Annotated in this window: 31 protein-coding genes; 21 read left to right on the plus strand and 10 right to left on the minus strand. The window is 37.3% G+C overall.

The genetic code is table 11. The features are described from left to right. Nucleotides 1-121 precede the first annotated feature (121 nt). Together F7888_RS16080 and F7888_RS16085 are read left to right on the plus strand one after the other, a co-directional pair. A complete protein-coding gene (locus F7888_RS16080; protein WP_191781167.1) occupies nt 122-1,645 on the plus strand; it encodes a sodium-dependent transporter in 1,524 nt (507 codons plus the stop codon). Continuing rightward, nucleotides 1,645-1,749: a methionine/alanine import family NSS transporter small subunit gene (locus tag F7888_RS16085; RefSeq protein ID WP_191781169.1), complete on the plus strand. Its 105-nt coding sequence runs from the start codon at nt 1,645-1,647 to the stop codon at nt 1,747-1,749. The genes F7888_RS16080 and F7888_RS16085 overlap by 1 nt, the downstream gene beginning before the upstream one ends. Before the next feature lie 52 nt (nt 1,750-1,801). Here F7888_RS16085 and F7888_RS16090 read toward each other — a convergent pair whose 3' ends face one another. After that, complete coding sequence (locus tag F7888_RS16090; RefSeq protein WP_318246311.1) at nt 1,802-2,770, minus strand: M23 family metallopeptidase; 969 nt, start codon at nt 2,768-2,770, stop codon at nt 1,802-1,804. A gap of 439 nt (nt 2,771-3,209) precedes the next feature. On the opposite strand from F7888_RS16090, the gene lipA reads away from it, so the two are divergent. Beyond that, on the plus strand, nt 3,210-4,106 hold the full coding sequence (gene lipA, locus F7888_RS16095) for a lipoyl synthase (RefSeq protein WP_225228843.1): 897 nt from the start codon (nt 3,210-3,212) through the stop codon (nt 4,104-4,106). A 64-nt stretch (nt 4,107-4,170) separates the two neighbouring features. Here lipA and F7888_RS16100 read toward each other — a convergent pair whose 3' ends face one another. Further along, nucleotides 4,171-4,935 carry a YhcN/YlaJ family sporulation lipoprotein gene (locus tag F7888_RS16100; RefSeq protein ID WP_191781334.1) on the minus strand — a complete coding sequence of 255 codons (765 nt, stop codon included), beginning with the start codon at nt 4,933-4,935 and terminating at the stop codon, nt 4,171-4,173. A gap of 114 nt (nt 4,936-5,049) precedes the next feature. Between F7888_RS16100 and F7888_RS16105 the strand changes: the two genes are divergently transcribed. Continuing rightward, nucleotides 5,050-5,325: a YutD family protein gene (locus F7888_RS16105; RefSeq protein ID WP_191781173.1), complete on the plus strand. Its 276-nt coding sequence runs from the start codon at nt 5,050-5,052 to the stop codon at nt 5,323-5,325. 48 nt (nt 5,326-5,373) lie between these two features. On the opposite strand, the gene F7888_RS16110 is transcribed toward F7888_RS16105, so the two are convergent. Together F7888_RS16110 and F7888_RS16115 are read right to left on the minus strand one after the other, a co-directional pair. After that, on the minus strand, nt 5,374-5,661 hold the full coding sequence (locus F7888_RS16110) for a cytosolic protein (RefSeq protein ID WP_191781174.1): 288 nt from the start codon (nt 5,659-5,661) through the stop codon (nt 5,374-5,376). 58 nt (nt 5,662-5,719) lie between these two features. After that, complete coding sequence (locus F7888_RS16115) at nt 5,720-5,986, minus strand: DUF3055 domain-containing protein (protein WP_191781175.1); 267 nt, start codon at nt 5,984-5,986, stop codon at nt 5,720-5,722. A 218-nt stretch (nt 5,987-6,204) separates the two neighbouring features. On the opposite strand from F7888_RS16115, the gene F7888_RS16120 reads away from it, so the two are divergent. The 3 genes from F7888_RS16120 (at nt 6,205) to F7888_RS16130 (ending at nt 8,823) form a co-directional block, all read left to right on the plus strand. After that, the gene (locus F7888_RS16120) at nt 6,205-7,503 is read left to right on the plus strand and encodes an EAL domain-containing protein (RefSeq protein WP_191781176.1); all 1,299 of its coding nucleotides are present in this window, start codon (nt 6,205-6,207) and stop codon (nt 7,501-7,503) included. A gap of 31 nt (nt 7,504-7,534) precedes the next feature. After that, nucleotides 7,535-7,972, plus strand: a complete 438-nt coding sequence (locus tag F7888_RS16125; RefSeq protein WP_191781177.1) for a DUF86 domain-containing protein — start codon at nt 7,535-7,537, stop codon at nt 7,970-7,972. A gap of 80 nt (nt 7,973-8,052) precedes the next feature. Then, nucleotides 8,053-8,823, plus strand: coding sequence for a TIGR01457 family HAD-type hydrolase (locus F7888_RS16130; protein ID WP_191781178.1), 771 nt, complete (start codon nt 8,053-8,055; stop codon nt 8,821-8,823). Between the two features lie 44 nt (nt 8,824-8,867). On the opposite strand, the gene F7888_RS16135 is transcribed toward F7888_RS16130, so the two are convergent. Then, on the minus strand, nt 8,868-9,365 hold the full coding sequence (locus F7888_RS16135; protein ID WP_191781179.1) for a phosphatidylglycerophosphatase A family protein: 498 nt from the start codon (nt 9,363-9,365) through the stop codon (nt 8,868-8,870). A gap of 237 nt (nt 9,366-9,602) precedes the next feature. Between F7888_RS16135 and yutH the strand changes: the two genes are divergently transcribed. The 4 genes from yutH (at nt 9,603) to thrB (ending at nt 14,123) form a co-directional block, all read left to right on the plus strand. After that, a complete protein-coding gene (gene yutH / locus F7888_RS16140) occupies nt 9,603-10,613 on the plus strand; it encodes a spore coat putative kinase YutH (protein WP_191781180.1) in 1,011 nt (336 codons plus the stop codon). Nucleotides 10,614-10,858: 245 nt separating this feature from the next. Beyond that, nucleotides 10,859-12,157 carry a homoserine dehydrogenase gene (locus tag F7888_RS16145; RefSeq protein ID WP_191781182.1) on the plus strand — a complete coding sequence of 433 codons (1,299 nt, stop codon included), beginning with the start codon at nt 10,859-10,861 and terminating at the stop codon, nt 12,155-12,157. Next, entirely contained in the window at nt 12,154-13,218 is a 1,065-nt protein-coding gene (thrC, locus tag F7888_RS16150; protein ID WP_191781185.1) for a threonine synthase, read from the plus strand. Before F7888_RS16145 ends, thrC begins: the two co-directional genes overlap by 4 nt. After that, nucleotides 13,215-14,123, plus strand: a complete 909-nt coding sequence (thrB, locus tag F7888_RS16155) for a homoserine kinase (RefSeq protein ID WP_191781187.1) — start codon at nt 13,215-13,217, stop codon at nt 14,121-14,123. The genes thrC and thrB overlap by 4 nt, the downstream gene beginning before the upstream one ends. Nucleotides 14,124-14,171: 48 nt before the next feature. Here the strand turns inward: thrB and F7888_RS16160 are convergent, their stop codons facing one another. Beyond that, nucleotides 14,172-14,411 carry a NifU family protein gene (locus F7888_RS16160; protein ID WP_191781189.1) on the minus strand — a complete coding sequence of 80 codons (240 nt, stop codon included), beginning with the start codon at nt 14,409-14,411 and terminating at the stop codon, nt 14,172-14,174. 186 nt (nt 14,412-14,597) lie between these two features. On the opposite strand from F7888_RS16160, the gene F7888_RS16165 reads away from it, so the two are divergent. Continuing rightward, the gene (locus tag F7888_RS16165) at nt 14,598-14,930 is read left to right on the plus strand and encodes a YuzD family protein (RefSeq protein ID WP_191781336.1); all 333 of its coding nucleotides are present in this window, start codon (nt 14,598-14,600) and stop codon (nt 14,928-14,930) included. Between the two features lie 37 nt (nt 14,931-14,967). Here F7888_RS16165 and F7888_RS16170 read toward each other — a convergent pair whose 3' ends face one another. Further along, nucleotides 14,968-16,035, minus strand: a complete 1,068-nt coding sequence (locus tag F7888_RS16170; protein WP_191781191.1) for an NAD(P)/FAD-dependent oxidoreductase — start codon at nt 16,033-16,035, stop codon at nt 14,968-14,970. Between the two features lie 289 nt (nt 16,036-16,324). Here F7888_RS16170 and F7888_RS16175 point away from each other — a divergent pair, with 289 nt between their 5' ends. The 3 genes from F7888_RS16175 (at nt 16,325) to F7888_RS16185 (ending at nt 18,345) form a co-directional block, all read left to right on the plus strand. Beyond that, nucleotides 16,325-16,564 (plus strand): YuzB family protein, encoded by a 240-nt coding sequence (locus F7888_RS16175; RefSeq protein ID WP_191781338.1) that lies wholly within the window; start codon nt 16,325-16,327, stop codon nt 16,562-16,564. A gap of 259 nt (nt 16,565-16,823) precedes the next feature. Then, nucleotides 16,824-17,684 carry a diaminopimelate epimerase gene (gene dapF / locus F7888_RS16180; RefSeq protein WP_191781193.1) on the plus strand — a complete coding sequence of 287 codons (861 nt, stop codon included), beginning with the start codon at nt 16,824-16,826 and terminating at the stop codon, nt 17,682-17,684. Between the two features lie 298 nt (nt 17,685-17,982). Beyond that, nucleotides 17,983-18,345, plus strand: a complete 363-nt coding sequence (locus tag F7888_RS16185) for a HesB/IscA family protein (RefSeq protein ID WP_191781195.1) — start codon at nt 17,983-17,985, stop codon at nt 18,343-18,345. Between the two features lie 52 nt (nt 18,346-18,397). Here F7888_RS16185 and F7888_RS16190 read toward each other — a convergent pair whose 3' ends face one another. After that, nucleotides 18,398-19,387 carry an NAD(P)/FAD-dependent oxidoreductase gene (locus F7888_RS16190; RefSeq protein WP_191781197.1) on the minus strand — a complete coding sequence of 330 codons (990 nt, stop codon included), beginning with the start codon at nt 19,385-19,387 and terminating at the stop codon, nt 18,398-18,400. A gap of 430 nt (nt 19,388-19,817) precedes the next feature. On the opposite strand from F7888_RS16190, the gene F7888_RS16195 reads away from it, so the two are divergent. Continuing rightward, nucleotides 19,818-21,032, plus strand: a complete 1,215-nt coding sequence (locus F7888_RS16195; protein ID WP_225228845.1) for an NAD(P)/FAD-dependent oxidoreductase — start codon at nt 19,818-19,820, stop codon at nt 21,030-21,032. Nucleotides 21,033-21,093: 61 nt separating this feature from the next. On the opposite strand, the gene F7888_RS16200 is transcribed toward F7888_RS16195, so the two are convergent. Then, nucleotides 21,094-21,243 carry a DUF3934 family protein gene (locus F7888_RS16200; RefSeq protein WP_191781340.1) on the minus strand — a complete coding sequence of 50 codons (150 nt, stop codon included), beginning with the start codon at nt 21,241-21,243 and terminating at the stop codon, nt 21,094-21,096. Nucleotides 21,244-21,463: 220 nt separating this feature from the next. Between F7888_RS16200 and F7888_RS16205 the strand changes: the two genes are divergently transcribed. The 3 genes from F7888_RS16205 to F7888_RS16215 all read left to right on the plus strand — a co-directional run bounded on the left by F7888_RS16205 (nt 21,464) and on the right by F7888_RS16215 (nt 22,889). Further along, nucleotides 21,464-21,586, plus strand: a complete 123-nt coding sequence (locus F7888_RS16205; RefSeq protein WP_191781202.1) for a YuiA family protein — start codon at nt 21,464-21,466, stop codon at nt 21,584-21,586. A gap of 78 nt (nt 21,587-21,664) precedes the next feature. Continuing rightward, a complete protein-coding gene (locus F7888_RS16210) occupies nt 21,665-21,988 on the plus strand; it encodes a YuiB family protein (protein WP_191781204.1) in 324 nt (107 codons plus the stop codon). 205 nt (nt 21,989-22,193) lie between these two features. Further along, nucleotides 22,194-22,889, plus strand: coding sequence for a 3D domain-containing protein (locus F7888_RS16215; protein WP_191781206.1), 696 nt, complete (start codon nt 22,194-22,196; stop codon nt 22,887-22,889). Between the two features lie 99 nt (nt 22,890-22,988). Here the strand turns inward: F7888_RS16215 and F7888_RS16220 are convergent, their stop codons facing one another. Further along, nucleotides 22,989-23,468, minus strand: coding sequence for a divergent PAP2 family protein (locus tag F7888_RS16220; RefSeq protein ID WP_191781208.1), 480 nt, complete (start codon nt 23,466-23,468; stop codon nt 22,989-22,991). 119 nt (nt 23,469-23,587) lie between these two features. On the opposite strand from F7888_RS16220, the gene F7888_RS16225 reads away from it, so the two are divergent. Continuing rightward, nucleotides 23,588-23,965 carry a DUF309 domain-containing protein gene (locus F7888_RS16225; RefSeq protein ID WP_191781210.1) on the plus strand — a complete coding sequence of 126 codons (378 nt, stop codon included), beginning with the start codon at nt 23,588-23,590 and terminating at the stop codon, nt 23,963-23,965. Between the two features lie 67 nt (nt 23,966-24,032). Next, complete coding sequence (locus F7888_RS16230; protein ID WP_191781212.1) at nt 24,033-25,538, plus strand: leucyl aminopeptidase; 1,506 nt, start codon at nt 24,033-24,035, stop codon at nt 25,536-25,538. Nucleotides 25,539-25,549 lie beyond the last annotated feature (11 nt).

Here is a 25,549-nt window from a genome sequence, read left to right on the forward strand (position 1 = left end):
TTATAGATTATATTAAAAAATCAGAAAATATAAAACTTTCCAACTTTAGTTATTCTTATCATACATAAAGAGAAATAGAATAAGGCTAAGGTCGGAATAAAGATAAGGGGAGGCATTTTTTATGGATAATCGTCCACAATGGGGTACAAGAGCTGGATTTATTCTAGCAGCCGTTGGCTCAGCAATTGGACTAGGGAATATCTGGAGATTCCCAGCGGTTGCATATGATAATGGAGGAGGCGCATTTTTCTTACCGTACTTATTTGCTCTTTTAACAGCCGGTATTCCATTATTAATCTTAGAATTCACAATGGGTCATAAATTCAGAGGTTCAGCACCGCTTTCATATGCAAGATTAGGGAAGGGAAAAGAATGGATTGGATGGTGGCAGGTAGCTGTATCATTCGTTATTTCAACCTATTACGCAGTCATTATTGCTTGGGCTATGTCTTACGCGGTATTCTCGTTAAAACTTAGCTGGGGTAGTGATCCAGGTACGTTCCTAATGGCAGATTACCTAGATCGTATTGATTTAGCAGGTGGAGAAATTGGCCAATTTGGTTCAATTGTTCCTGGTGTATTTATTCCATTAGTTCTTGTTTGGGTTGTTGCACTTGGCGTGCTTTTCGCAGGTGTTAAAAGAGGAATTGAAATGGCAAACCGAATTTTCATTCCAGCACTTGTGGTCTTATTTTTAATTATTGTTATTCGTGCTATTACTCTTGATGGAGCTGTTGATGGATTAAATGCTTTCTTTAAGCCAGATTGGGATAGTATTACTAGTGGTAAGGTTTGGGTTGCTGCTTATGGTCAGATTTTCTTTAGTTTATCAATTGCTTTTGCTATTATGATTACCTATTCAAGTTATCTACCAAAGAAATCTGATATTACAAACAACGCATTTATTACTGGGTTTGCTAATTCTAGCTTTGAGTTATTGGCAGGTATCGGAGTGTTTAGTGCACTAGGATTTATGGCATACACTCAAGGTGCGGAAGTGAAGGATGTTGTATCAGCGGGTATTGGTTTAGCATTTGTTGTCTTTCCACAAATCATTAATGAGTTTCCTGCATTTAGAGAATTATTTGGATTCTTGTTCTTTGCATCATTAGTGCTAGCGGGACTATCATCATTAATCTCTATTGTTGAAACGTATGTTGCTGGTGTACAGGACAAATTTAAGATTTCACGTACGAAAGCCGTGTTATTCGGTGGAGGATTATCAGCATTACTTTCAATCGTATTCGCGACTCAAGGTGGACTATTCTTCCTAGATTCAGCAGATTATTTCATCAATAACTTTGGTGTTGCGCTATTAGGATTGGTTGAAGTAATTGCAATTGCATGGTTTGCAAAGGAATTACGTAACTTCCAAAGACATGCAGATGGCATCTCTGATATGAAGCTTGGAGTATGGTGGAGACTTTGCTTAGGCGTCATCACTCCAATTGTATTAGGGTATATGATGTTTGATAATTTAAGAACGAATTTAACAAGTGAATATGAAGGTTACCCAAGAGAGTTCTTATTCAATTGGGGCTGGACGGTCGCTTTAGGTGCGTTATTTGTTGGTGTACTTATTTCATTAAAGAAATGGAATCAAGGACAATTAGAGAACAACGTAGGTAAGGAGGAATCACAATAATGGAAACAAGTGCAATCGTCATGATGATTGTTGGTATTGTGGTCATTTGGGGAGGCCTCATCGCAAGCATAACCAATGCAGTCGTCAAATCAAAAAAGAGTTAAGAAAGACTAATTTGTAAATTAGAAAAAAGGATGATCCCACACTAAATGAGAATCATCCTTTTTTGTTTTTCCGAATAGCTTGTCGTTCTGCTCGCTCCCATTGTTTTAAATGCGGATATGGATCAAAGGACCATTCAGTCTTCCCATTATCCTTATACATCCCATAATGTAAATGAGGCGGGAATTTACCTGATGTACCTGGAGGGCCATAACCTGAGCTCCCAACACCACCAATAATCTGTCCTGGTTCAACAACTTGACCAACAGCTAAATCCTTCGCAAAGCCATTTAAATGAGCAAAATAATGATACGTGTTATTAATGTCACGAATCCCTATCCGCCAACCACCATACTTGTTCCATCCTTTAATCTCTACAATTCCATATCCAGTTGCCCGAACGGGAGTTGAGTAGCCTGCAAAGATATCTGTACCTTCGTGGATCCGTCTACCACCCCAACCACGTGCATCTCCCCACGTATTTTTATAGCTATAATTAAACCTTAGTGGGACAGGGAATGCATGCTTATCTAAATCAAGTGTTCCATATGTTTTGTAAATCTTGACCTTCCCCATAATTAAATCAACCGATCGATCACGCTTATAATAGTCCCATAAAGCGATTTTTATGTTCTCTTCATCAGTACCGTAACCTAACAGATGGGTAGCAAAAGCAAATAAAACATCTTCATCATTATTAATATCTGCAATTCCATCTCCATTCCCATCTTGACCCATTCCCCCAAAAATCTCGATACTTAAGGGATTTGTGTCTTCAGGATTAGGATTTAAATATCCAGCCCACTGCTCAGGTTTGAAGTAAATGCCGATGACACCTTGTTCTTTTGGAATATCTTTTCTTGCTCGTCTTATACTTCTCTCATATTGGTCAATCGCAGCATAATAATACCAAGGGATGAGAGTGATTGACTCCATTTTCGTGTACAAAGTCATCCGTTCCCGATAAATTTTTTCCTGCTCCGTTTCTTCAGCATAACTCGTTAGAGGTGAATTCGTTATCACACATGTTATGATAAGAAGTAATAACAATAGCTTTCGCACAAAAGTAAACTCCTTTCATCTTTCTCAACATTCACAAGAAGAAAGTAAAAAATAATTGGGTGGCTACTACTAAGCAGACTGAATGCACGGAGACTCCCGCGGGATCAGTGGTCATAGTGAGACCACGCAGGACGCGGAGTGTATTCAAGCTGCGGTTTTGACCACAACCTTATAATAAAATCAGCCCAAATGTTAAATTAGCTCTTTACTTAGTTTGTTAAAAATCGGCATTTTAATAAATACTAATTGTTGGAAATGTTCACAAACACTTTCCTTGTGAAAGGGAATTTGTTATGGTAAAGTTGCAACAGCGTGTACTTATTAGGACATAATGATTTTAAGTGAAATGTTATATTCTACCTACCAACTTGGTAAGTATTTTTTATTTGGAGTGATGAAATTGTCAACAAACGAATACACAAGAAAGCCAGAATGGTTAAAAATAAAACTTAATACGAACGAAAACTATACTGGTTTAAAGAAAATGATGAGAGAAAAGAAGCTACATACAGTTTGTGAAGAAGCAAGATGTCCAAATATTCACGAATGCTGGGCAGTAAGAAAAACAGCCACATTTATGATTCTTGGAGATACGTGTACTCGTGCATGCCGCTTCTGTGCCGTTAAAACAGGTCTTCCAACTGAATTAGATTGGCAAGAACCTGAAAGAGTAGCTGAGTCAGTTACTCAAATGGGACTAAAGCATGTGGTTGTGACAGCCGTTGCTAGAGATGATTTAAAAGACGGTGGTGCCGCAGTATTTGCTGAAACAGTAAGAGCTATCCGTAAATCAAATCCATTCACATCGATTGAAGTTCTGCCATCAGATATGGGTGGGGTTGAAGAGAACTTGAAAATGCTAATGGATGCTAAACCAGATATTTTAAATCACAATATCGAAACAGTACGTCGATTATCAGATCGTGTAAGAGCAAGAGCAAAGTACGACCGTTCATTAGAGTTTTTACGTCGTGCGAAGGAAATGCAACCGTCTATTCCAACAAAATCAAGCATTATGGTGGGGCTTGGTGAAACGAAGGAAGACATTATCGAAACAATGGACGATCTTCGTGCAAATAATGTTGATATCATGACGATTGGTCAATATTTACAGCCTTCAAAGAAACATCTGAAGGTTCAAAAATATTATCATCCAGATGAGTTCCAAGAACTAAAAGAGATTGCTTTATCTAAAGGCTTCAGCCATTGTGAAGCAGGTCCATTAGTACGTTCTTCTTACCATGCAGATGAGCAAGTAAATGCAGCAACAAAACAAATGCAAGCAAAAGAAGCATAAAATAAACAAGGCTGCTCCGATATGAAAATTTCATGTAGGGAGCAGCCTCTTTCTATTTCAGTGATTAATTTTCATCCGTTGTTCTAGTTCTACCTCTTGTTTCTGTTTTTCCTTCTTCAATGTCTGATGATTCAATGTCAGTTACATCAGATTGAGGATTAGATGATTTAGTATTGGGGTTTTGAAGATTTTCTGGTAAATCATTCATTTTTCGTTCAAATTGATTATTGACTCCACCAGACATTTCTCCATTTGCATTTTCACCATCACTAATTTTTCGACCTTGAGGTGATTCTAGCATACGTTCAATGGTTGTTGTGATAATTTGATCAACATTTCTACTCGTCGCATCCAACACACCAAAACGTTCGATATCCTTGATTAATCTTGGATTGTCAGATACATATACATGGTAAAATCTTGGCACAACTGAAAGGGCTGTTTTCTTTACTTGGTCTGCTGTTTCAAAGCGGTTATCACTGTCTGTGTCATAGACAATTAAGACTTCTTCATCTGTGACAAGTGTAGCAGCCTCATTCACATGAGGGACTAGTTCTGTTGACATTTTGCTTATCATATCTGCCACAACTTCCCTGTCAATTGTCGGCATATTGTAGACCGTGGAATCACCAGGAATCGGACTTTTTTGATGTCGTACATACCCAAAATGTTTATTGTCGTCTGTTACGTTTTCATTTAATAATTCACTACGATCTGTTCTATTGACCGTATGGCCACTTTCATGGTAGAGGTCAGCATTGTCCTCCGTATTACAACCAGTTAGGGCAATTAAACAACATACACCAGCAGTTAGAATTGATTTTTTTATCAACGGTAACACCTCCTAGTTCTTAGAGTGACCAAGTATCGACTTTTTTCTCTTAGAAATTGATGGTTGAATGGTTATAATTTATGATAAAGTGATAATAACGAGGTGATTTGAGTGATAACGATTAATAATTTATCTTATGAACTTGTTGAAGATATCAAGCAGGGCTTTAATGAAGAGGCGTTTCGTGCCCGATATAGTGAGATTTTGACTAAGTATGATTATATTGTTGGTGATTGGGGCTATAATCAGCTGCGCTTAAGAGGTTTTTTTGAAGATACCAATCAAAAGGCAACCTTTGATACAAAAATAAGTACACTTTCTGAGTATTTGTATGAGTATTGTAATTTCGGTTGTGCATACTTTGTTCTAAGGAAAATTAAGAAATAAAAAAATCACCTGATTGTGCTTTTCGCACCCAGGTGATTTTTTTTATAGTTATACATCCTCATAAGGTGACTCAGAATCTTTTGTTGGGTCATCATGAGTTGGATGTGCCCCTGGATATTGGCGTGGTAAGTTCTGGTGGAGGGTTCGATTTTCATAGGTGAAGCCACTATAGAAGGTTTGTCCATCCTTCCAAGGTGTGCTTTTTGATTGGACTAAATCGTTATTTCCAATCGGAGAACCATAAGGACCCTCAGGCGTTTGTTCGGGAACTAAAAAGTTTCTCATCGTCTCAACATTTGAAAAGTCAGTATATTCCTTTTTTTTGTTGTTGTTCATAAAGCATCTCCTCCTTACCCATAGGTTTCCCTAGAGTGAGGAGGTTCACTTAATCAAATTATACCACTTCGTATAAAAATGAACGTAATTCCTCTGCGTCTTCCTCTGACAGATTATATGCGTGTTCAAGATATCCTGGTTCGTCAAGGTCATCCGTTCCAATGATGGCAAAGCGATGACTTTGAATATCTAATATAAGACTTTTGCCATAATATCGATCAGATCGAATAATAGCTAAATCAAACCTCTGTTGCTCACCCATAAAACTAACAAATCTGGTTTTAGTTTCAACCGTATCATCGTATAAAAAAAATCGTTCAGACATATAAGGAGTCCTCCCATCCATTCTCATTAGTCACATATCAGCAAAAACAGTTTAACCATATGTCCATGTACTTAAGAATATCATATCAACGAATGACTTTTATATGAAGTTGGAAAATTTTTAATGATTTTGTAAATATTCCTGTTTTTACAGATAATGAAGTCTAAATATGATAAAATAGACTAAAAATCGTCTTGCTGTGAAGGGGTTTAGAGCGAATGCATCTGAGTTATAGGACAACCATAAAAAGATTGGCAGTGAAATGGAGTAAGCTTTTTTTACCACAAAGGTTATTAACGTATTTCCCACCAATATTTATTGTAAGGAATCCTATAGCTGAGGGGATTCGAAGTTCGTTACGTAAGGGAAATGAAGTAGCTGTTCTAGCTTTTTATATTTCTAATATGAAAGAGCTTACTGAATGGTATGGTGAGGATAAAATTAGCAAGTGTAAACAGATGATTAATCAATTGTTTAAAGATGTTATTAAGTCTGAGTTTGGACAAGATCAATCACTTATTTCATTGCATGATTTTTATAATAAAGGCTTATCTTTGATTGTCGAGTTTAAAGATGAGAAAACAAGTGTTCCTGATGTAGAGGCGATGTTGAAAAAGATTACCTCGGAGGCCGAGCGAATCCTATGTAGTAAAGATCCTAACTCTGACCTTACCCTTCGTATTCAAACTGGTTATATGTTTATTGACAAGCATAAAGCGCTACAAGAAACGGTGATAAATGCACACCATCAAGCTTTTGCAATGGCTGAAAAAAAGGTCGATTCTAGTTATAACAGCATGCTCATTGAAATGAAAAATATTATTGAACATCGAAATGTGAACCTATTAGCCCAACCAATTATTGATGTCTCTACAAAAAGAGTGGAGGCCTGGGAAATCTTATGTAGGGGACCACATAATACGCCATTAGAATTCCCATTGCAGCTTTTTGGGGTAGCTAGACAAACTGGTACGACTTTCGATTTAGAAATGATTATTCTAGAGAAGGCCTTGATGCTTATTTCAGAGACAGGGTGTAAGCAACAAGTATTTATCAACTTCACACCGCTAACATTAAGCAATCCTCGGTTTTTCATTGAACTAACTAAATTGCTTGAAGAACATAAAGATATTATTCCTAGTAAAATCATCTTTGAAGTGACAGAAAGAGATTCAATCGATGAACTACCAACATTCATTGAGAATCTAAGGAAAGTACGAACACTTGGTTTCCAAATTGCGGTGGATGATACAGGAGCGGGGTATGCAAGCTTACACACGATAAGTGAAATTCTTCCTGATATTATCAAAATTGACCGTTCAGTTATACAGGATATAGATACAAACTCTGTGAAAGAAACGATGCTTAAAGGGCTATTATTAATTGCTGAAGAGATTGGTTCTCTTGTCGTTGCAGAAGGGATAGAGAAAGCTGGAGAGGCTGAAGTTCTGTCGCGAAATAAAGTCCATCTAGCACAGGGCTACTTTTATGCTAAGCCTGGTTTAATGACTATTTAATATATTACAGCAAGAAAAGGTGGTCACCATTATGTATTTTGTAGATCGAGAACATATTGAACAAACACTGATTTATTTGGAGAACAGTCTAGAGCTATTAACAGCTCAAGAAGCGTGGGAAACCACAATTGAGAAAAAAGCACTTGAGCGAATTGTCCATACAATCATTGAATCAATGGTAGATGTAGGGAATGCGATGATTGATGGTTTTATCATGAGAGATCCCGGCAGCTTTGAGGATATCATCATTATTTTAGAGGATGAACGAGTAATTACTGACACAAGAGCTGCAGGCTTAAAAAAGGTGATTGAGCTAAGAAAGATCCTTGTTCAAGAGTATTTAACAATTGATCATAGCTTGCTCCTAGAGACGATGAAGAAGGAATACGAGCATCTCGCTCTTTTTCCAGAATCGGTAAGAAACTATCTGGCCAATGAGCTTGGTCCTGTTTCTGCATTCAGAAACTAGAGCTAGAACGCAGTCCTTGTGATTGCGTTTTTTTAGGTGGAATGGAACATTCGGGTTACACTAAGTATTGAGGTGAAAGAATGAAACAGTATAAAGGGTATTTAATTGATTTGGATGGAACGATGTATAGAGGCAGTGAAAAGATTGAAGCAGCAAGTGATTTTGTAAAAGCGCTAGTAAAAAAGGACATTCCCTATTTATTTGTCACAAATAATTCTTCAAGAACACCTGAACAGGTTGCTGAAAAGTTACTAGAATTTGATATCCCAACGACGAAGGAGCATATTTTTACAACAAGCCAAGCAACGGCGAACTTTATCAATGAACAGGAAAAAGCAGCCTCAGTGTATGTGATTGGGGAACAAGGGTTAAAGGAAGCAATTAGTGAGAAGGGGTTTATTATCACAGATCAACGTCCCCAGTATGTAGTCATCGGTCTTGATCGAGAGCTTACATATGAGAAGCTAGCAACTGCTTGTCTTGCTGTTAGGGATGGAGCGAGGTTTATTTCAACAAATGCTGATATCGCGATTCCAACTGAAAGAGGCCTTGTCCCAGGGAATGGATCGCTAACCTCAGTGATTACTGTCTCAACAGGTGTCCAGCCTATCTTCATTGGGAAACCAGAACAGATCATTATGGAACAGGCATTAAAGGTATTAGGAACGCCTCTAGCTGACACATTGATGGTCGGGGATAATTATGATACGGATATTATGGCAGGGATGAATACGGGCCTTGATACCTTATTAGTACATACCGGTGTGACAACTGAAGTCATGCTAGAAACGATTGAAAGAAAACCAACTTACTCTGTAAAAAGTCTGACAGAATGGTTAGCATATATCTAACAAACTAAAAGCAAGGTACTTAGAATGTACCTTGCTTTTTTCAATCATTCTGTATTAGCTGCACGATGTGCAAGTCGGCTTGAGGCTGCGGCTGCAACTGCACCCACTAAATCATCTAAAAATGTATGACACCCAGCTGATTTATCATTTAGTTTTTCCAGGATGCCAGGCTTTTTCTTATCAATATATCCATAATTCGTAAACCCAATTGAACCATACACATTAACGATTGAAAAAGCAAGAACCTCGTCAACCCCGTACAATCCTTCATCCGCTTTTATTACTGAAAGGAGAGGCTCTTCTAACAAATTCTTCTCAGCAAGGATATCTAATTGAATCCCTGTAATAATCGCATTTTGCACCTCACGCTTAGAAAGCACTCGATCAACATTTTCAATACAGTCTTCAATTTGAAGATTCTGATGGTACTTATGCTGGAGGTAATAGACAAGGTCTGCGATATCCTTAATTGTCACGCCCCTTTCTTCTAACCAGGTTCTTGCCTTTAATTCAATTGGATCCATTATTTTTTTCTCAGACATGTTTTCACCCAATCTCACAAATTTTTTTCATGTTCTCTTCATAAATTGAACCGCAACTATTTTTTTTGTATCCTGTTTATAATTCCCAAGCCAGCAAAAAAAGATAACTTTTCTCAAAACAAAACGTATATCTTCATATTGACCGATGAAATTGTATATATTCAGAATAACGTTAAGTTTGTCAGGAGAAGGGGCTTCTTCAGACATATCCCATTTACCTAAGCTGGAGGGAATATTATGAGTACAGAAATTTCAGAAAACTACGGCTTGCAGGTTCGAAAAATAGAGAGGTTTGGAAAATATCAAGCATTTAAATATAGAAATATACTATATACTATTGTGCCAATAGGTTTTTTGGAACAGGAAGAAATCATTGAGCTTAAACAATTAAGTGATTACATGATTCAGCAAGGTGAAACAAGTGTTGCACTCATTGTCCCTACAAAGGATGGAAAGCTTACCTCGATCATCAATGAAAAACCTAGTATGATTCTTAGATGCCCTAGAGCGAATCAGTACAGGGAGAGCCTTACAGGGAGGGATCTTGCCAGCTTCCATGGGCGAGGGAGAACATTTCCATATCCACTCACTAAAGTAAATCGAATCGGCCAATGGAAGCATCTGTGGGAGAAACGAGTCGATCAAATGGAGTTGTTTTGGAAAGAACGATTAAATCAGCATCCTACAAACCATTTTGAAAAACAATTTATTGAATCTTTTTTGTACTATGTCGGGTTAACTGAAAATGCGATTCAGTACTTAGTCGATACTGAAATGGATGACCGACCATTATTAATTGATTCAGCGACAGTTTGTCATGAGCGTTTAACCGTGAAGGAGTGGCAAGAGAGCCATCTGATTGAATTGCCAAATAGTTGGGTATTTGATCATGGAAGTCGTGACCTTGCTGAATATATCAGAGACAGTTATTTGCAGGACAATCAGATTGATCAACATAAATGGAATCAGTTTTTAGAAGAGTACAATCAAGTAACTCCTATTAGTTCCTTTTCTTGGAGACTACTATATGCCAGGTTGCTATTTCCAATTCACTACTTTGAGACGATAGAAGGATATTATCTGACCCAATCAGAAGTACAAAAAATGAGATGTGAAAATCAATTAAACAAAATCCTGAAGAATTCTTCAGGGTATGAAACATTTTTGGGAGCTGTTCATGGGCTCATTCATGTTCAACACCGACAAGCAAATGCTCCAGTTGTTCAATGGTTGATGAAAAAAGGTTAATTTAGTCTCCTTGCTTAGTACGGATTGTAGTGTACTAAGCAAGGCCTCATTTGGACAATCTCCTATAATTTTCCTCATTCAAGTGGTCTATAAAATCATTCCTATGTTATAATTGTGTATTCATATTATTTAAAAGTTTTGAAAAAAGGAACAATCACACTTGTAAAAAGTGCTAAATCTCTCTATAATGTCCTTTATAGATAAACAATTGTATTTCTGGAGAATACAGCAAGGGGAGTGAAGAAATGAAAAGCATTGGGGTAGGAATATTAGGATTAGGAACAGTTGGATCAGGTGTTGTAAAAATTATAAAAAACCATCAGGATAAGCTGATGCACCAGGTTGGATGTCCAATTGAAGTAAAGAAAATCCTAGTTAAAAATATAACAAAAGAACGTGATGTTGAAGTAAGTCCTAATTTACTTACAACAGACGTGAATGAAGTGATTGAACATCCAGAGGTAGATGTAGTAATCGAAGTAATGGGTGGTATAGAGGAAACAAGATCATATATCCTCGCAGCCCTTCGAAATAAAAAGCATGTCGTAACAGCTAATAAGGATTTGGTTGCTGTATATGGTTCAGAAATACACAAACTAGCAAGTGAAAATCGCTGTGATTTCTATTATGAAGCGAGTGTAGCGGGTGGCATCCCAATCTTAAGAGGATTAGTTGATGGCTTATCTTCAGATAAAATTACTAAGCTGATGGGAATTGTGAATGGAACAACAAACTTTATCCTAACAAAAATGAGTAAGAATGGGAGCCCATATGAAGAAGTTCTTGCTGAGGCTCAGGCATTAGGCTTTGCTGAAGCAGATCCAACCTCAGACGTTGAAGGCTTAGATGCTGCAAGAAAGATGGCAATCCTTGCTACATTGGGATTCTCTATGAATATTGACTTAAGTGATGTCACTGTGAAGGGAATCACTCAAATCACAGAAGAGGATTTGAATTATAGCAAGAGATTAGGCTACACAATGAAATTAATTGGAATTGCACAACAGGACGGTGAAAAGGTAGAAGTCAGTGTTCAACCAACCTTACTGCCTGATGAACATCCACTTTCTTCTGTTAATGATGAATATAATGCAGTATATGTCTTTGGAGAAGCTGTAGGTGAAACGATGTTCTATGGACCAGGGGCTGGTAGTCTACCTACTGCTACTGCGATTGTATCTGATTTGGTTGCTGTGATGAAAAATATGAGGCTTGGCGTAAATGGTCAGAGTAGTATTTCACCACAATATGAGAAAAGCTTAAAAGAGCATTCAGACATTTTCTCTAAGTATTTCTTAAGAATTCATGTAAAGGATCAGGTTGGTTCTTTCGCGAAAATTACAACAATCTTTTCTTCACACGGTGTAAGCTTTGAAAAGATTCTCCAATTACCGTTAAAAGAAAAAGATTTAGCTGAAATCGTTGTTGTGACTCATAGGGCCTCTCTACAGGACTATGAGGAGATCTTGCAACATCTTAGTGATTCAGATGTTGTTGCACAAGTTAAAAGCTCATATCGTGTTGAAGGAGATGGCGTCCAATGAAATGGAATGGATTAATCGAGGAATTTCAAGAATTCCTCCCTGTAACTGAGAGAACTCCAAAGCTTACACTTAATGAAGGAAATACTCCATTAATAAAGCTGCATCATTTATCCGAGCAGTTTGGGATTGAATTATATGTGAAAACAGAAGGAACAAACCCAACTGGTTCTTTTAAGGATCGTGGAATGGTGATGGCTGTTGCAAAAGCCAAAGAAGAGGGAAGTAATACAGTCATCTGTGCATCAACGGGTAATACGTCTGCTGCAGCTGCTGCTTATGCTGCAAGAGCGGGGATGCGTTGTATTATTGTCATCCCAGATGGGAAAATTGCGATGGGTAAGCTTGCTCAAGCGGTCATGTACGGGGCAGAAATTTATGCAATTCAAGGAAATTTTGATCAGGCACTAAAAATTGTTCGTAAAATTAGTGAAAATGCTCCAATCACATTAGTGAACTCTGTTAACCCTTACCGCATTGAGGGACAAAAAACAGCTGCATTTGAGGTTTGTGCTCAACTAGGGGGGAAGGCTCCTGATGTACTTGCGATTCCAGTAGGGAATGCAGGAAACATAACTGCTTATTGGAAAGGCTTCAAAGAATACAATGATAAATATCAATCTGGTCTTCCGCAAATGCATGGATTTGAAGCAGAAGGTTCAGCTGCGATTGTTCGTGGAGAAGTAATTGAAAATCCAGAAACGATTGCAACAGCGATTCGAATTGGGAATCCGGCAAGCTGGGAGCATGCGGTTAATGCACAGAAGGAATCTGGTGGTGAGATTGACGAGGTAACGGATGAAGAGATTCTAGAAGCTTATAAGCTTATTGCAAGCAAAGAGGGTGTCTTTGCAGAACCTGCATCATGTGCGTCTATTGCTGGGGTAATTAAACATTTAAAACAAGGAAAAATAAGTAAAGGATCTACTGTCGTTGCCGTATTAACGGGGAATGGCTTAAAGGATCCAACAACAGCCATTGAAGCAAATGAAATTTCACCAGTTGTATTACCAAGTGATGAAGAGGTTGTATTTGAGCATATCAAAGGAGTCGTTTTGCAATGAGTGCCGGAGAAATGTTTCAAATCAAGGTTCCAGGTAGCACCGCTAACCTCGGTCCAGGATTTGACTCAATTGGACTTGCTGTTAACCGTTATTTGACATTGATCGTCGAACCTAGTGATGAATGGCTATTTATTCCCCTGTCAAAGGATGTTGCAGAAATTCCAACAGGGAAGGATAATTTTGTTTACCAAATTGCCAAACAAGTAGCTGATAAATACAATCAGTCACTGCCACCATGTAAAATTCAAATGAAAAGTGATATTCCTCTTGCTAGAGGATTGGGAAGTAGTGCAGCAGCAATTATTGCGGCTATTGAGCTAGTGGATCAGCTTTGTGATTTAAGACTTTCTCGTGAAGAAAAACTCCGTCTAGCAAGTGAGTTTGAAGGACATCCAGATAATGTAGGTGCGTCTTTATATGGTGGATTGGTTATAGGTAGCCACCGTGAGGACGGCACAGATCTTGTGCAATTGCAGGATGTGGACATGGATATTGTCATTGTGATTCCACGTTATGAAGTAATGACAAAGGAAGCAAGAGCGGTTCTACCAACCTCATTTTCACGTCAGAATGCAGTTGAAGCAAGCTCTGTGAGTAATGTCCTGGTTGCAGCACTTGCAACAAAAAACTGGGAATTGGCAGGGAAAATGATGGATCGTGACCTATTTCATCAACCCTATCGACAAGACCTTGTTCCGGAGATGGCTGATATCATAAAAGCAGCCAAGCTCTCAGGCGCCTTTGGGGTTGCCCTGAGTGGAGCCGGACCTTCAGTGATTTGTTTTACCGAGGTTGGATACGCAAGGTCAGTAGTCAAGACAATCGCCCCATTATTTGGGCACTTTATCGTCGACGAATTGAGAATCGAAAATGTAGGTAGCCAAGTTACTTCATTGGTCCTATAAAAAAAAGCGAAACCGTGTCGGTTTCGCTTTTTATATAGAGAAGATTGATTAGAAAACTTGTTCTACTTCAAGGATTCCAGGTACTTCCTCTAATAGTGCTCTTTCAATCCCAGCTTTAAGAGTAATCGTTGAACTTGGGCAGCTTCCACAAGCACCTAATAAACGAAGCTTTACAATTCCATCTTCTACATCAACTAATTCACAATCCCCGCCATCACGAAGAAGGAATGGACGAAGCTTATCTAATACTTCTTGAACTTGCTCTTTTTGGTTCAATTCTACAGTCATTTAAATCTACTCCTTTCCTTACCTATATTATACTTACTTTATTCGGAAAAATCTATTCTGTGATATGTCTACCATCAAAATTGATGTGGTTGACTACTTTTCATGAAATACAATGTAGTGTCTATTTTATCATAAATTTTGTACAATAGAGGAATAAAAAGCTTGGAAAAAGGAGCGAATAATCAAATGGGAACGAAAAGTATTGAATTAGTCGTTTATGGAGCAGAGGTGTTATGTCCAAGCTGTGTAAATTTACCATCATCAAAGGAAACGTATGAATGGTTAGAGGCAGCAGTGAGTAGAAAATTTCCTAATCAACCATTTTTAATTAGCTATGTTGATATTTATAATCCTCCAGCTGATGATGAACAAAAAAAGCAATTCGCTGAACGTGTCATTGAGGAAGATATGTTTTATCCAGTGGTCGTGATTGAGGATGAAATTGTTGGGGAAGGGAACCCAAAGTTGAAGACCATTTATTCTGAGATGGAGAAGTACGGTTACCGTGAAGAAAATTAATGAAAAAGCTGCCCATTTTGAGCAGCTTTTTTGATAATCATCCATTATGATATTTATACATCCAAAGGACACCAGACTTTAATAAACGCGGAACTCGCCCAATAATAGGTCGATCAGCGACTAATCCAAAGCCGTGTTTTTTCCCCAGTGATCCAAGAATTCCTTTTAGCTTAATTGGTGGGAATTCAGAAGGTGGTTCTTCGTTATTCCAGCGCTTAAGGAGCACTTGGACGATTTGTTCTGCTTGCCCCTCTGCTAATTGGGCACTTGGTGCATACGGTAGACTTGCGCAGTCACCAACGACATACACATGCTCGTTTGTAGGTAGATTATGTTGGATGGTCAAAACGACTCTCCCTTGAGCATCCTTTTCAACATCCAGCTGTTGAACCACTTGATTTGGTTGAATTCCTGCAGTCCACACAATGATGTCAAAATCCATAGGTGTATCATGGTTGTAGAGAACATTAGGTTCTACCTTCGTAATATTTGCTCCATTAATAATGGTAATATGTCTTTCAGTAAACCAATTTTCAACATAATTGCTTAATCTTTCAGGGAACATCGAAAGAATATGCTGTCCACGATCAAATAACGAAATATTAAGGTCAGGTCGACTTTCATTCAGTTCACTTGCTAGCTCAACACCACTTAGTCCTGCACCAACGATGGCTACTTGTGCTCCAGGAGCTAGATTATTTAATTTTTGATAGGTAAGACGGGAATTATTGATAGATTGAATACTATACGTATTTTCTTTTGCGCCAGGTACATTATGATATTTATCTTCACATCCAAGTCCAATAACTAAATCGTCATAGGTGATTGGATCTTGATTGTTCAGGTGTACAAGGTTGTTTTCAATATCGATGCTAGTGACATCTCCATATTTAATTGTTAAACGAGGGTGTTCTGGAAATGGGACACGAATATGCTGATCTGCGATTGTACCAGCAGCAAGAGCATAATACTCTGTTTTTAAGCAATGATATGGAACGCGATCAATTAACGTTATTTCTATATCTTCAGGTAATTGATTAGGCAAGAGGCGTTGTAAAAGACGCATTCCTCCATAGCCGCCACCAAGAATGACTAGATTTTTCATATGAATTTCCCCTTTGCATACGTATGGTTTCGATTTCATCCTCTTTTTGCTATATGATGAGTGCTTTTATATAAAAATGTTATTCTAATTAATCAATTAAGTGAAAGAATACGGTATTTGCGGGTAAATATGTTGCTTATTTAACAGAAAACCTTTTCAAAATGACACTAAAAGTATAGCTAATTTATGACAAAATAACAACAATTTTCTTGGATGAAGACCTGGTCGATACAGTTTTTATTGACGAAATGGGGGAAACAAGGTAGGATATGTGGCAGTAGAGGTGATCATAGTGCAACCGATTATTGAATTTTGCATTAGCAATTTAGCAAGTGGAGCGCAAAAGGCTTTAGAGAAGCTTGAGAAAGACCCTAATCTAGATATCGTTGAATATGGTTGTCTGAGCTATTGTGGAAAATGTGCACGCACGATGTTTGCACTTGTAAACGGTGAAGTCGTAACAGGTTCAACACCCGATGAGCTAGTGGAGCATATTTATCAATTTTTAGAAGAAAATCCTATGTTTTAATAGGTGATTATACATGAAAAAAGCTGCCTACGTATGGCAGCTTTTTTTATATAATATTAAATAGGGGATAATTCTAATTGTTAACATATATGTTTCACTTTATACTTAAAAAAAGGCTGTTTTAAATTTTTAGTAGGCTGAATACACGGAGGCTCACCGCTCACCCCGCAGGACGCCGAGTGTATTCAGACTGCGGCTTTTTAAAGAAACACTTAATACGAAAACTACCTTTTGAAAACAACAATTTTTGGAGGATAACATGGGAAGCTTTCATTTCACTAAGATGCATGGTTTAGGTAATAATTATATATATGTCGATCTGTTTAAAGAAGAATTAAAAGAAGAGGAACTTTCAGCAATTGCGAAGAGTGTTTCAAATATCAATACTGGGATCGGCTCAGATGGGATGATATTGATTTGCCCATCGGATGTTGCTCCTGTGAAGATGCGTATTTTCAACAATGATGGATCTGAAGGGAAAAATTGTGGAAATGGGCTAAGATGTGTTGCTAAATATGCGTACGAGAATAAACTAGTAACAGAACAAAAGTTTCAAATTGAAACTCTGTCAGGATTAGTATCAGCAGAAGTCATTGTAGAAGATGGCAAAGTTAGTACTGTCACCATTAACATGGGAAAACCTCGGTTAAATCGTGCAAGTATTCCGATGGTCGGTGAAGACATTGTTCAGGTTGTTAACGAAAGCATGACGTTTGGAGATGTCGACATGTCAGTGACCGCCGTTTCAATGGGAAATCCACATGCCATTTTTTATGTAGACGAGATCAATGATGCCCCATTAACAACATTAGGACCAGTGATTGAAAAAGACAAACGTTTCCCAGAGAGTGTAAACGTTGAATTTGTCGAGGTGGTTAGTGAAAATGAACTTCACTTCCGCGTTTGGGAACGTGGGTCAGGAATAACTCAAGCCTGTGGAACAGGTGCATGTGCAGCAGTAGTTGCTTCTGTATTAAACGGAAAGACGAAAAGGAATGTAGAAACAACCGTACATTTAGCTGGGGGAGATCTATTTATTACTTGGAACGATGACAATGAAGTATTAATGACAGGTCCAGCCGCTACGATTTGTGAAGGGATATATTACTATTCATTATAGAGGCTAGATAGTTGAGTGTAGGTCTGTAAGATACTATACTAAGGAGTATAAATATTGTTTTATTAAGGCTGTTTTCTCAAAGTTTGTTGTTTTAAACTTAATTAATTGAAATTGAAGTTTTTAGCAGACTGAATACACGTAGACTCCCGTGGGATGCGTGGCCAAAGTGAGACCCCGCAGGAGCATAGCGACGAGGAGGCTCACTGGTCACCCACAGGACGCGGAGTGTATTCGGGCTGCGGCATTACAAGCAACAATATATATGAATCAGCCTTTATTAAATAAGGAGGGAGACAATATGGAAAATATCCTTACAATTACAGAAGCAGCAAGCTTTCAAATTAAAGATATGATGAAGGAAAATGGAGAGGAATCTTCTTATCTTCGTGTTGCTGTAAAGGGTGGAGGATGCAGTGGCCTCTCTTACGGTATGGGTTTTGAAGAAGAAATCAGTGAAGACGATTATAAATTAGAACAGCATGGCTTAAATGTGCTTGTAAAAAAAGAAGACGCACCAGTCCTAAAAGGTGTTGTAATTGATTTCAAGCAATCCATGATGGGTGGCGGCTTCACGATTGATAATCCGAACGCGATTGCTTCATGTGGCTGTGGTTCTTCGTTCCGTACAGCAACTAATACAGGTACACCAGAAGAATGTTAACATTAAAAAATGCTGTCCAACGTGTTAATCACACGGAGGACAGCATTTTTTTTTAAAACATACTTGAACTATGAAGTGGTTGGATTTTTGCTTTTGGATCGATGTATGATTTCGCGTTATTTACGGCAGTTGGTGCTTCACCAAAACCAGAAGCAATCAGCTTAACCTTGCCTTCATAAGTTGAAATATCGCCAGCAGCATAAATTCCTGGGATATTTGTTTCCATTTTTGAATTTACTAGAATTGAGTTCTTTTGAATTTCGAGACCCCATTCCTTGATTGGTCCAAGTGAAGAAACGAACCCGAAGTTAACGATAACTGCATCAACGTCAACAGTTACTTTATTATCCCCTTTTACTTCATCTAAGATGACTTGCTCAATCTTGTCTTCACCGACTAATTCAACTGGTATATAAGGAGTAAGAACCTCAACCTTTGAATTCATTAAATTCTCAACACTGTGCTCATGTGCACGGAACTTATCACGACGATGTGTTAAATAGACTTTCTCTGCGATTGGCTCAAGCATCATAGCCCAGTCAACAGCTGAATCTCCACCACCACATACTAATACTTTTTGACCAGCAAATTTGTTAAGGTCATCAATAAAATAATGAAGATTCTTTCCTTCATATTGTGCAGCTGACTCTAACTCAAGCTTACGAGGTTGGAACGCACCGTTTCCAGCTGTAATGATGACTGACTTTGTATAATGGATTTCGCTATTTGTTGTTAATTGGAATACACCATCTTCTTGTTTCTCAACCGTATCAACTGATTGCTCAAGACAAATAGTTGGATCGAATTTTGACATTTGTTCCTTCAAATTATCGATTAATTCCTGTGCACGGATTTTTGGAAAACCTGCCACATCATATATATATTTTTCTGGATAAAGTGCAGATAATTGACCACCAAGTTGAGGGAGACTCTCAATAATTTTGACACTTGCTTGTCTCATACCGCCATAGAATGCTGTGAACAGTCCAGCAGGGCCTCCACCAATTACTGTTATATCGTAAACCTTTTGATCTTCTTTCATCTAAATACCCCCCTGTTGAATAATGACAATCCCTATAAATAAGGGACGATTACTATTTTTCATATAGTTTATATAATATCATAATTATTATAATTTATCTCTTTTAGACTAAAGCATCTTATCAGATTTTATTGAAATGTGAATAATTAATGTCCACACTAGTTAAATTATTATGACAATTTAGCGATACACTTGATTTTTTTAGTAAATTGATAACAATTTCACAAATTGGCTTGAAAAGAGTACATAAAAATAATAATATGTAATATAGACATTGTGTTTATATTTTATGACATATTTCTACGTCTATTCGTGTGATTCTTCGTGAAGGATATCACAATCTTTTTGTGCAAATAAAAAGATAAAAAGAGGTAGATGCTATAAGTATCTGACACTCATATTAAAAATTATAAAAGTGGATGTGATTCAGTTGAATAAACCAAAAATAGTTATTTTAGGTGCAGGTTACGGCGGTCTTATGACTGTTACAAGATTACAGAAATCATTGGGAGTCAATGAAGCAGAGATTACGTTAATTAACAAAAATGATTACCATTATGAAACAACATGGTTACATGAAGCTTCTGCTGGAACATTACACCATGATCGTGCTCGTTATAAAGTTGAATCTGTTATTGACCGTAACAAAGTGAATTTTGTAAAAGGTACTGTTACTGGAATTGATAAGGACAAAAAGGTTGTTACTCTTGATGAAGGTGAATATCACTATGATTACTTAGTGTTCGCACTAGGTGCAGAGAGTGAAACTTTCGGAATTAAGGGACTTAAAGAATATGCATTCTCAATTTCCAATATTAATTCAGCACGCCAAATTCGTGAACATATTGATTATCAATTTGCAACATATGCAACAGAAGAAGAAAAGCGTAAAGAACGCTTAACAATTGTTGTAGGTGGGGCTGGATTTACTGGAATTGAATTCTTAGGTGAATTAGCTAATCGCGTTCCTGAATTATGTAAAGAGTACGATGTAGACCATAATGATGTACGTGTTATTTGTGTTGAAGCTGCGCCAACAGTATTACCAGGATTTGATCCAGAACTTGTTGAATATGCAGTAAATCATTTAACAAGCAAAGGAATCGAATTCAAAATCGGTACTGCAATCAAAGAAGCAACAGAAACAGGCATTATTGTTGGGAAAGATGACAATGTGGAAGAAATCAAAGCAGCAACTGTTGTTTGGGCAGCGGGTGTACGCGGAAGTAGCTTAGTAGAAGCAGCTGGATTTGAAGCAATGCGTGGACGTGTTAAGGTTGACTCAAATTTAAGAGCACCTGGACATGAAGATGTATTCATTATTGGTGATAGCTCACTTGTAATCAATGAAGAAATCGACCGTCCATACCCACCAACAGCACAAATTGCGATGCAGCAGGGTATTTCAGTTGCTAAGAACCTTACAGCATTAGTAAGAGGAAAAGGCGAATTAGAAAACTTCGTACCAGATCTTAAAGGAACAGTTTGTTCTCTTGGTGAACATGATGCAATTGGAGTTGTATTCGGTAAGAAAGTAACTGGATCAACTGCATCATTTATGAAGAAAATGGTCGACAATCGTGCACTATTTATGGTTGGAGGACCATCTCTAGTCCTTAAAAAAGGTAAATTTAACGTATTATAATCAGTATAAATAAAAAGGCGATCCTAATGTGCTTGTTACAACTAGGATCGCCTTCTTTATTTTAGTCCTTTTTTGCTTTTGTCGCTTCAGAGGTACGCTTACTTACATACGGCTTGAAGCTTTTTGCTTTATTCTCACTTGCTTTCCAACGCGTCCAGCCTTTCTTTCCCGTTCCTCTACCTGTTCCGCCTTTGCTTTTTGCCATACAAATCACTCCATTTATTAAATACGATAATTGATCGTTTATATATGTTTTTGCTTATTTTAATACTTATAAACCAAGCAGATGTTGTCAACAATAACACAATATCGTTCTATAAGATAGCTACGCACTTATCATTTAGAAAAATAAACCCTAAATTATTCCTCTTTCCATATACAAAAAAAGCTGTTATAATTATCTGAATATTAGAACTAAAGGGGAGATATCAATGAATAATCAGCAAACAATCAAAAACGAATGTCCATATTGTAATGGAAAAGGCTATTTCCAATTGATTCTCGGCGGATCTGAAACTTGTTCATCATGTGAGGGAACTGGAAAGCATAAATAAATTTTAATTAGAAATAAAATTGACTCTTTGAACATCCCTTTAGTACACTATGAATGTGTGTACTGGAGGTGAAGAGTCATGCCAATGAGTTTACCCGTTTTATTAATTTCTGTTGTTTTATTTTTTGTTTTATTTTTTGGAATCGGATTCCTTCTAAATATGCTCTTACGAATGACATGGATTATGGCCATCATCTATCCTGTGGTTTCAATCTTTATTATCCAAGATGTGAAATTTATCGACTATTTTAGAGCTCCGTCTTCTTCATTCGCATTATTAGGAGAAAAGATTATTTCTCTTGCTGTAGCGGATGTCATTATTTTAATAAGTGGATTACTTGGAGCTATTGCTTCAGGTCTAGTCATTAGATTGTTGAGAGCCAAAGGTTATCAAATGTTTTAATATTTTACATGATTTACTAGTTAATTAGATTTTCACTTTAATAAGTGAAGGTCTTTTTTTATTTAATTTATACTCCTGAAAAGCCTTGAAATATAGGGAATTATGAGATTTTCAAGTGTTAAAAGAAAGTTTTTCCTACTCTGGACGAATAATTTTCAATGGAATTGGAAATTAATAGATTCGTGAGAGGAGTGGAAAATGAATCATGATGATAACTATACTTAGAAGAAGTATCATGACATTTTTATTTGTTTTGGCCATTTTTACGACGTTTCAATCAATTTCAAATGTTAAAGCAATGGATTTATCAGATTGGGTTAATGATTATAAGGAAGATGAGAAATATCAAAGTGTACAGGACAATGCTGCAAAACAAACAAAACTATCAACAAAGGTTTTAAATGTAGCAAGCGTTGTTAAGACAGAAATTTCTTCAAGTGAAGAGGTTCAAAATGATCTTACGATTGAGGATGTATTTGATTGGACAAAGTATCCAAAGGCCACGGTGACGGCAACGGGCTATACTGCTGGAGTAGAGTCAACTGGGAAATCACCAGATCATCCGGGTTATGGAATAACGTATTCTGGTGTAAAAGTGAAAAGAGATTTATATTCAACGGTTGCAGCAGATTTGAACGTGTTCCCAATCGGGACAATCCTATGGATTCCTGGCTATGGATTTGGAGTAGTAGCCGATAAGGGTGGAGCAATCAAAGGAAATAAAGTGGACTTATATTATGAAACAGTTGATGATGTATACAATGAATGGGGGAAGAAGACCCTTGAAGTATATGTAGTAAAGCGCGGTCAAGGTAAGCTAACTGAAAAGGATTTATCAAATCTGAACAATGACGAATCTATGCAAGTATTTAGGCAGCAATATATTGGGTCGAAAAGTTAAAAAAACTAATGATCCTCAAATAAAACTGACCAAATGTTTTTGGGTCAGTTTTATTTTGGCTTCTATTCAACATTCAATGACAAGCAATAATTAACAATATTAAAGACTAAATAAGAAGTGCAGAAGGATGGTAAGAGCAATCCCTGTAACTGCTCCGAAAAATACTTCGATCGGCTGATGCCCGAGTAACTCCTTTAATTCCTTTTGTTTTTCCTTCTCATCAAGCTTTGGCCACATCTTAGCTTCTTCCATAAACTTATTAAAATCAAGCACAAGACGATTTAACACAGTTGCCTGTTCTCCAGCATGACGCCTTACACCTGTCGCATCAAACATGACGATAATTGCAAACACAGTTGAAATCGCAAAAAATGGTGAGCCTAACCCTTGTTCAATCGCAATACCAGTACATAGTGCTGTTACGGCTGCAGAATGAGAACTTGGCATGCCTCCAGTACTTGTAATTAATGACCAATCTAATTTCCTAAAAGCGATAAATTGAATAGGTACTTTAATAAATTGTGCAAATCCAATGGCTGCAAGAGCTGCCCACAATGGAAAGTTTGTGAGTAAATCCATGAAAATTCGTCCTTTCAGTTATGAACTTCTTCTTTTTTTATGAGTTAAAGTGTTTTTATATTATTTACATAATAAGCTAGAATAGATACTAACGACTATTCGTTAAAAGAGGTGGGGAAATGACTGATTACCCAATGGAATATTACGAATTTTTTGTGAAATTCAATGAAGGAGACTACTATACCTGTCATGATTTACTTGAGGAAATATGGTTGACAGATAAGGACAATCTTTTCCTTAAGGGCTTGTTACAAATGACAGTTGCTCTCTATCATTATGGATATGGCAATGTCAAAGGTGCTAGATTAATGATGAATGTAGGTCACAGCTATATTCAGAAATATCGCCCTATTTACTGGGGGATTGATTTAGAATATGTGAATGATTTCATCGAGCAATGTCTTACTATTATACCACAAGATATTGACCAAGTTCCGTTCGAAAAAGTTAACATTTTGCCACAACTTCCAGATTTAATTCTTTATTTAATAGACTGATCTTAGAAACTCGAAATAAATTCGTCGTTCTTATATAATATAATCATTACGCCTGGAGGTGGATGTTTTGTTTATTGTTGAAAATGAGTTAGATTTTTCTCAAAAAGAAGAAGCAATTGTTGTTGGTTTATTTGAACGTAGTAAGAAGCTAGATGGAATTGTAGGTGAATTAGATACGATTCTTGATGGTGAAATTACAAAACTATTAGTCGATGGTGATCTGTCAGCAAAGAAGAAATCAATTTCGAAAATACATACATTAGGTCGAATGAACATCAAACGCTTAATTTTTGTTGGTTTAGGTAAAGAAGATGAGTTAACCTTTGAAGGGATTCGTGAAGTTATAGGAAAAGCGGTTAAATCCATTCATACTGCTAAAATTGAAAGCTTTGCCGTGTTATTAGATACCTTTACTACAGAAAATCTAGATGCACTAGATTGTTCACATGCATTAGGAGAGGCAGTAACCCTTTCAACATATTCATTTGCAGATTACAAGCAAAAGTCAAATATTCCTGAACATGCAATTGCAAAAGTAACTGTGTATTCACAAGAGGATTCAGAGGAAGTAGAAGCAGGTCTAGTTGTTGGAAGTGCTTATGGACAGGGAACGAATACAGCTAGAACCTTAGTGAATCTTCCAGGAAATATGTTAACAGCTACTGATTTAGCCAATCATGCGATTGAGTTAGCAAAGAAATATGAATTTGAGGCAGAGATTCTTGATAAGGAAGAGATGGAGAAGCTTGGAATGGGTGCCCTCTTAGCTGTAAATAAAGGCTCTGTTGAACCACCCAAAATGATCGTTCTTAAATACCAAGGAAAAGACACTTGGGAAGACGTAATCGGTCTAGTTGGAAAAGGGATTACCTTTGATACAGGTGGCTATTCAATTAAACCTAAGGATGGTATTGTTGGCATGAAGGCTGATATGGGTGGAGCTGCAGCTGTTCTTGGGGCAATGGAGGTTATTGGAAAGCTTCGACCTGAGCAAAATGTAGTTGCGGTTATTCCGTCAACTGATAACATGATTAGTGGTGATGCTTTTAAGCCAGATGATGTGATCACTGCATTAAGTGGAAAAACGATTGAGATTTTGAATACTGATGCTGAGGGGCGTTTAGCATTAGCTGATGGAGTTACCTACGCAAAGCATCACGGTGCAAGCGTATTGGTTGATGTAGCAACATTAACAGGTGGCGTAATTGTTGCGCTTGGACATGATATTACTGGTGCAATGACAAATAACGAAGAGTTATTTGAACAAGTATTGGAAGCTTCATATGAGGCAGGAGAAATGATTTGGAGATTACCTATTACTGAAAAACATAAGGCAAGAGTTCGTAAAAGTAGAGTAGCCGATTTAAATAACTCTCCAGGTAGAGATGGCCATGCGATCTTTGCGGGGACGTTTATTGGTGAATTTGCAGAGGACACACCATGGGTACATTTAGACATTGCAGGTACAGCAACAACAACATCAGACTATGAATTAGGTCCAGCTGGTGGAACAGGTGCCATGGTACGTACATTGGCTACATTTGTTGAATTATATCAAGCTAATAAAGAATAAATAATGAGAGA

The organism is Litchfieldia stipae (assembly GCF_014837155.1).
Taxonomy (GTDB): domain Bacteria; phylum Bacillota; class Bacilli; order Bacillales; family Bacillaceae_L; genus Litchfieldia.

Bases quoted from the DNA above. Each gene is read 5' to 3' on its own strand.
- F7888_RS16080 (WP_191781167.1), top strand. From the start codon at position 122: ATGGATAATCGTCCACAATGGGGTACAAGAGCTGGATTTATTCTAGCA.
- F7888_RS16085 (WP_191781169.1), top strand. From the start codon at position 1,645: ATGGAAACAAGTGCAATCGTCATGATGATTGTTGGTATTGTGGTCATT.
- F7888_RS16110 (WP_191781174.1), bottom strand. From the start codon at position 5,661: ATGAACAACAACAAAAAAAAGGAATATACTGACTTTTCAAATGTTGAG.
- F7888_RS16115 (WP_191781175.1), bottom strand. From the start codon at position 5,986: ATGTCTGAACGATTTTTTTTATACGATGATACGGTTGAAACTAAAACC.
- F7888_RS16120 (WP_191781176.1), top strand. From the start codon at position 6,205: ATGCATCTGAGTTATAGGACAACCATAAAAAGATTGGCAGTGAAATGG.
- F7888_RS16125 (WP_191781177.1), top strand. From the start codon at position 7,535: ATGTATTTTGTAGATCGAGAACATATTGAACAAACACTGATTTATTTG.
- F7888_RS16130 (WP_191781178.1), top strand. From the start codon at position 8,053: ATGAAACAGTATAAAGGGTATTTAATTGATTTGGATGGAACGATGTAT.
- F7888_RS16135 (WP_191781179.1), bottom strand. From the start codon at position 9,365: ATGTCTGAGAAAAAAATAATGGATCCAATTGAATTAAAGGCAAGAACC.
- yutH (WP_191781180.1), top strand. From the start codon at position 9,603: ATGAGTACAGAAATTTCAGAAAACTACGGCTTGCAGGTTCGAAAAATA.
- F7888_RS16145 (WP_191781182.1), top strand. From the start codon at position 10,859: ATGAAAAGCATTGGGGTAGGAATATTAGGATTAGGAACAGTTGGATCA.
- thrC (WP_191781185.1), top strand. From the start codon at position 12,154: ATGAAATGGAATGGATTAATCGAGGAATTTCAAGAATTCCTCCCTGTA.
- thrB (WP_191781187.1), top strand. From the start codon at position 13,215: ATGAGTGCCGGAGAAATGTTTCAAATCAAGGTTCCAGGTAGCACCGCT.
- F7888_RS16160 (WP_191781189.1), bottom strand. From the start codon at position 14,411: ATGACTGTAGAATTGAACCAAAAAGAGCAAGTTCAAGAAGTATTAGAT.
- F7888_RS16165 (WP_191781336.1), top strand. From the start codon at position 14,598: ATGGGAACGAAAAGTATTGAATTAGTCGTTTATGGAGCAGAGGTGTTA.
- F7888_RS16170 (WP_191781191.1), bottom strand. From the start codon at position 16,035: ATGAAAAATCTAGTCATTCTTGGTGGCGGCTATGGAGGAATGCGTCTT.
- dapF (WP_191781193.1), top strand. From the start codon at position 16,824: ATGGGAAGCTTTCATTTCACTAAGATGCATGGTTTAGGTAATAATTAT.
- F7888_RS16185 (WP_191781195.1), top strand. From the start codon at position 17,983: ATGGAAAATATCCTTACAATTACAGAAGCAGCAAGCTTTCAAATTAAA.
- F7888_RS16190 (WP_191781197.1), bottom strand. From the start codon at position 19,387: ATGAAAGAAGATCAAAAGGTTTACGATATAACAGTAATTGGTGGAGGC.
- F7888_RS16205 (WP_191781202.1), top strand. From the start codon at position 21,464: ATGAATAATCAGCAAACAATCAAAAACGAATGTCCATATTGTAATGGA.
- F7888_RS16210 (WP_191781204.1), top strand. From the start codon at position 21,665: ATGCCAATGAGTTTACCCGTTTTATTAATTTCTGTTGTTTTATTTTTT.
- F7888_RS16215 (WP_191781206.1), top strand. From the start codon at position 22,194: ATGATGATAACTATACTTAGAAGAAGTATCATGACATTTTTATTTGTT.
- F7888_RS16220 (WP_191781208.1), bottom strand. From the start codon at position 23,468: ATGGATTTACTCACAAACTTTCCATTGTGGGCAGCTCTTGCAGCCATT.
- F7888_RS16225 (WP_191781210.1), top strand. From the start codon at position 23,588: ATGACTGATTACCCAATGGAATATTACGAATTTTTTGTGAAATTCAAT.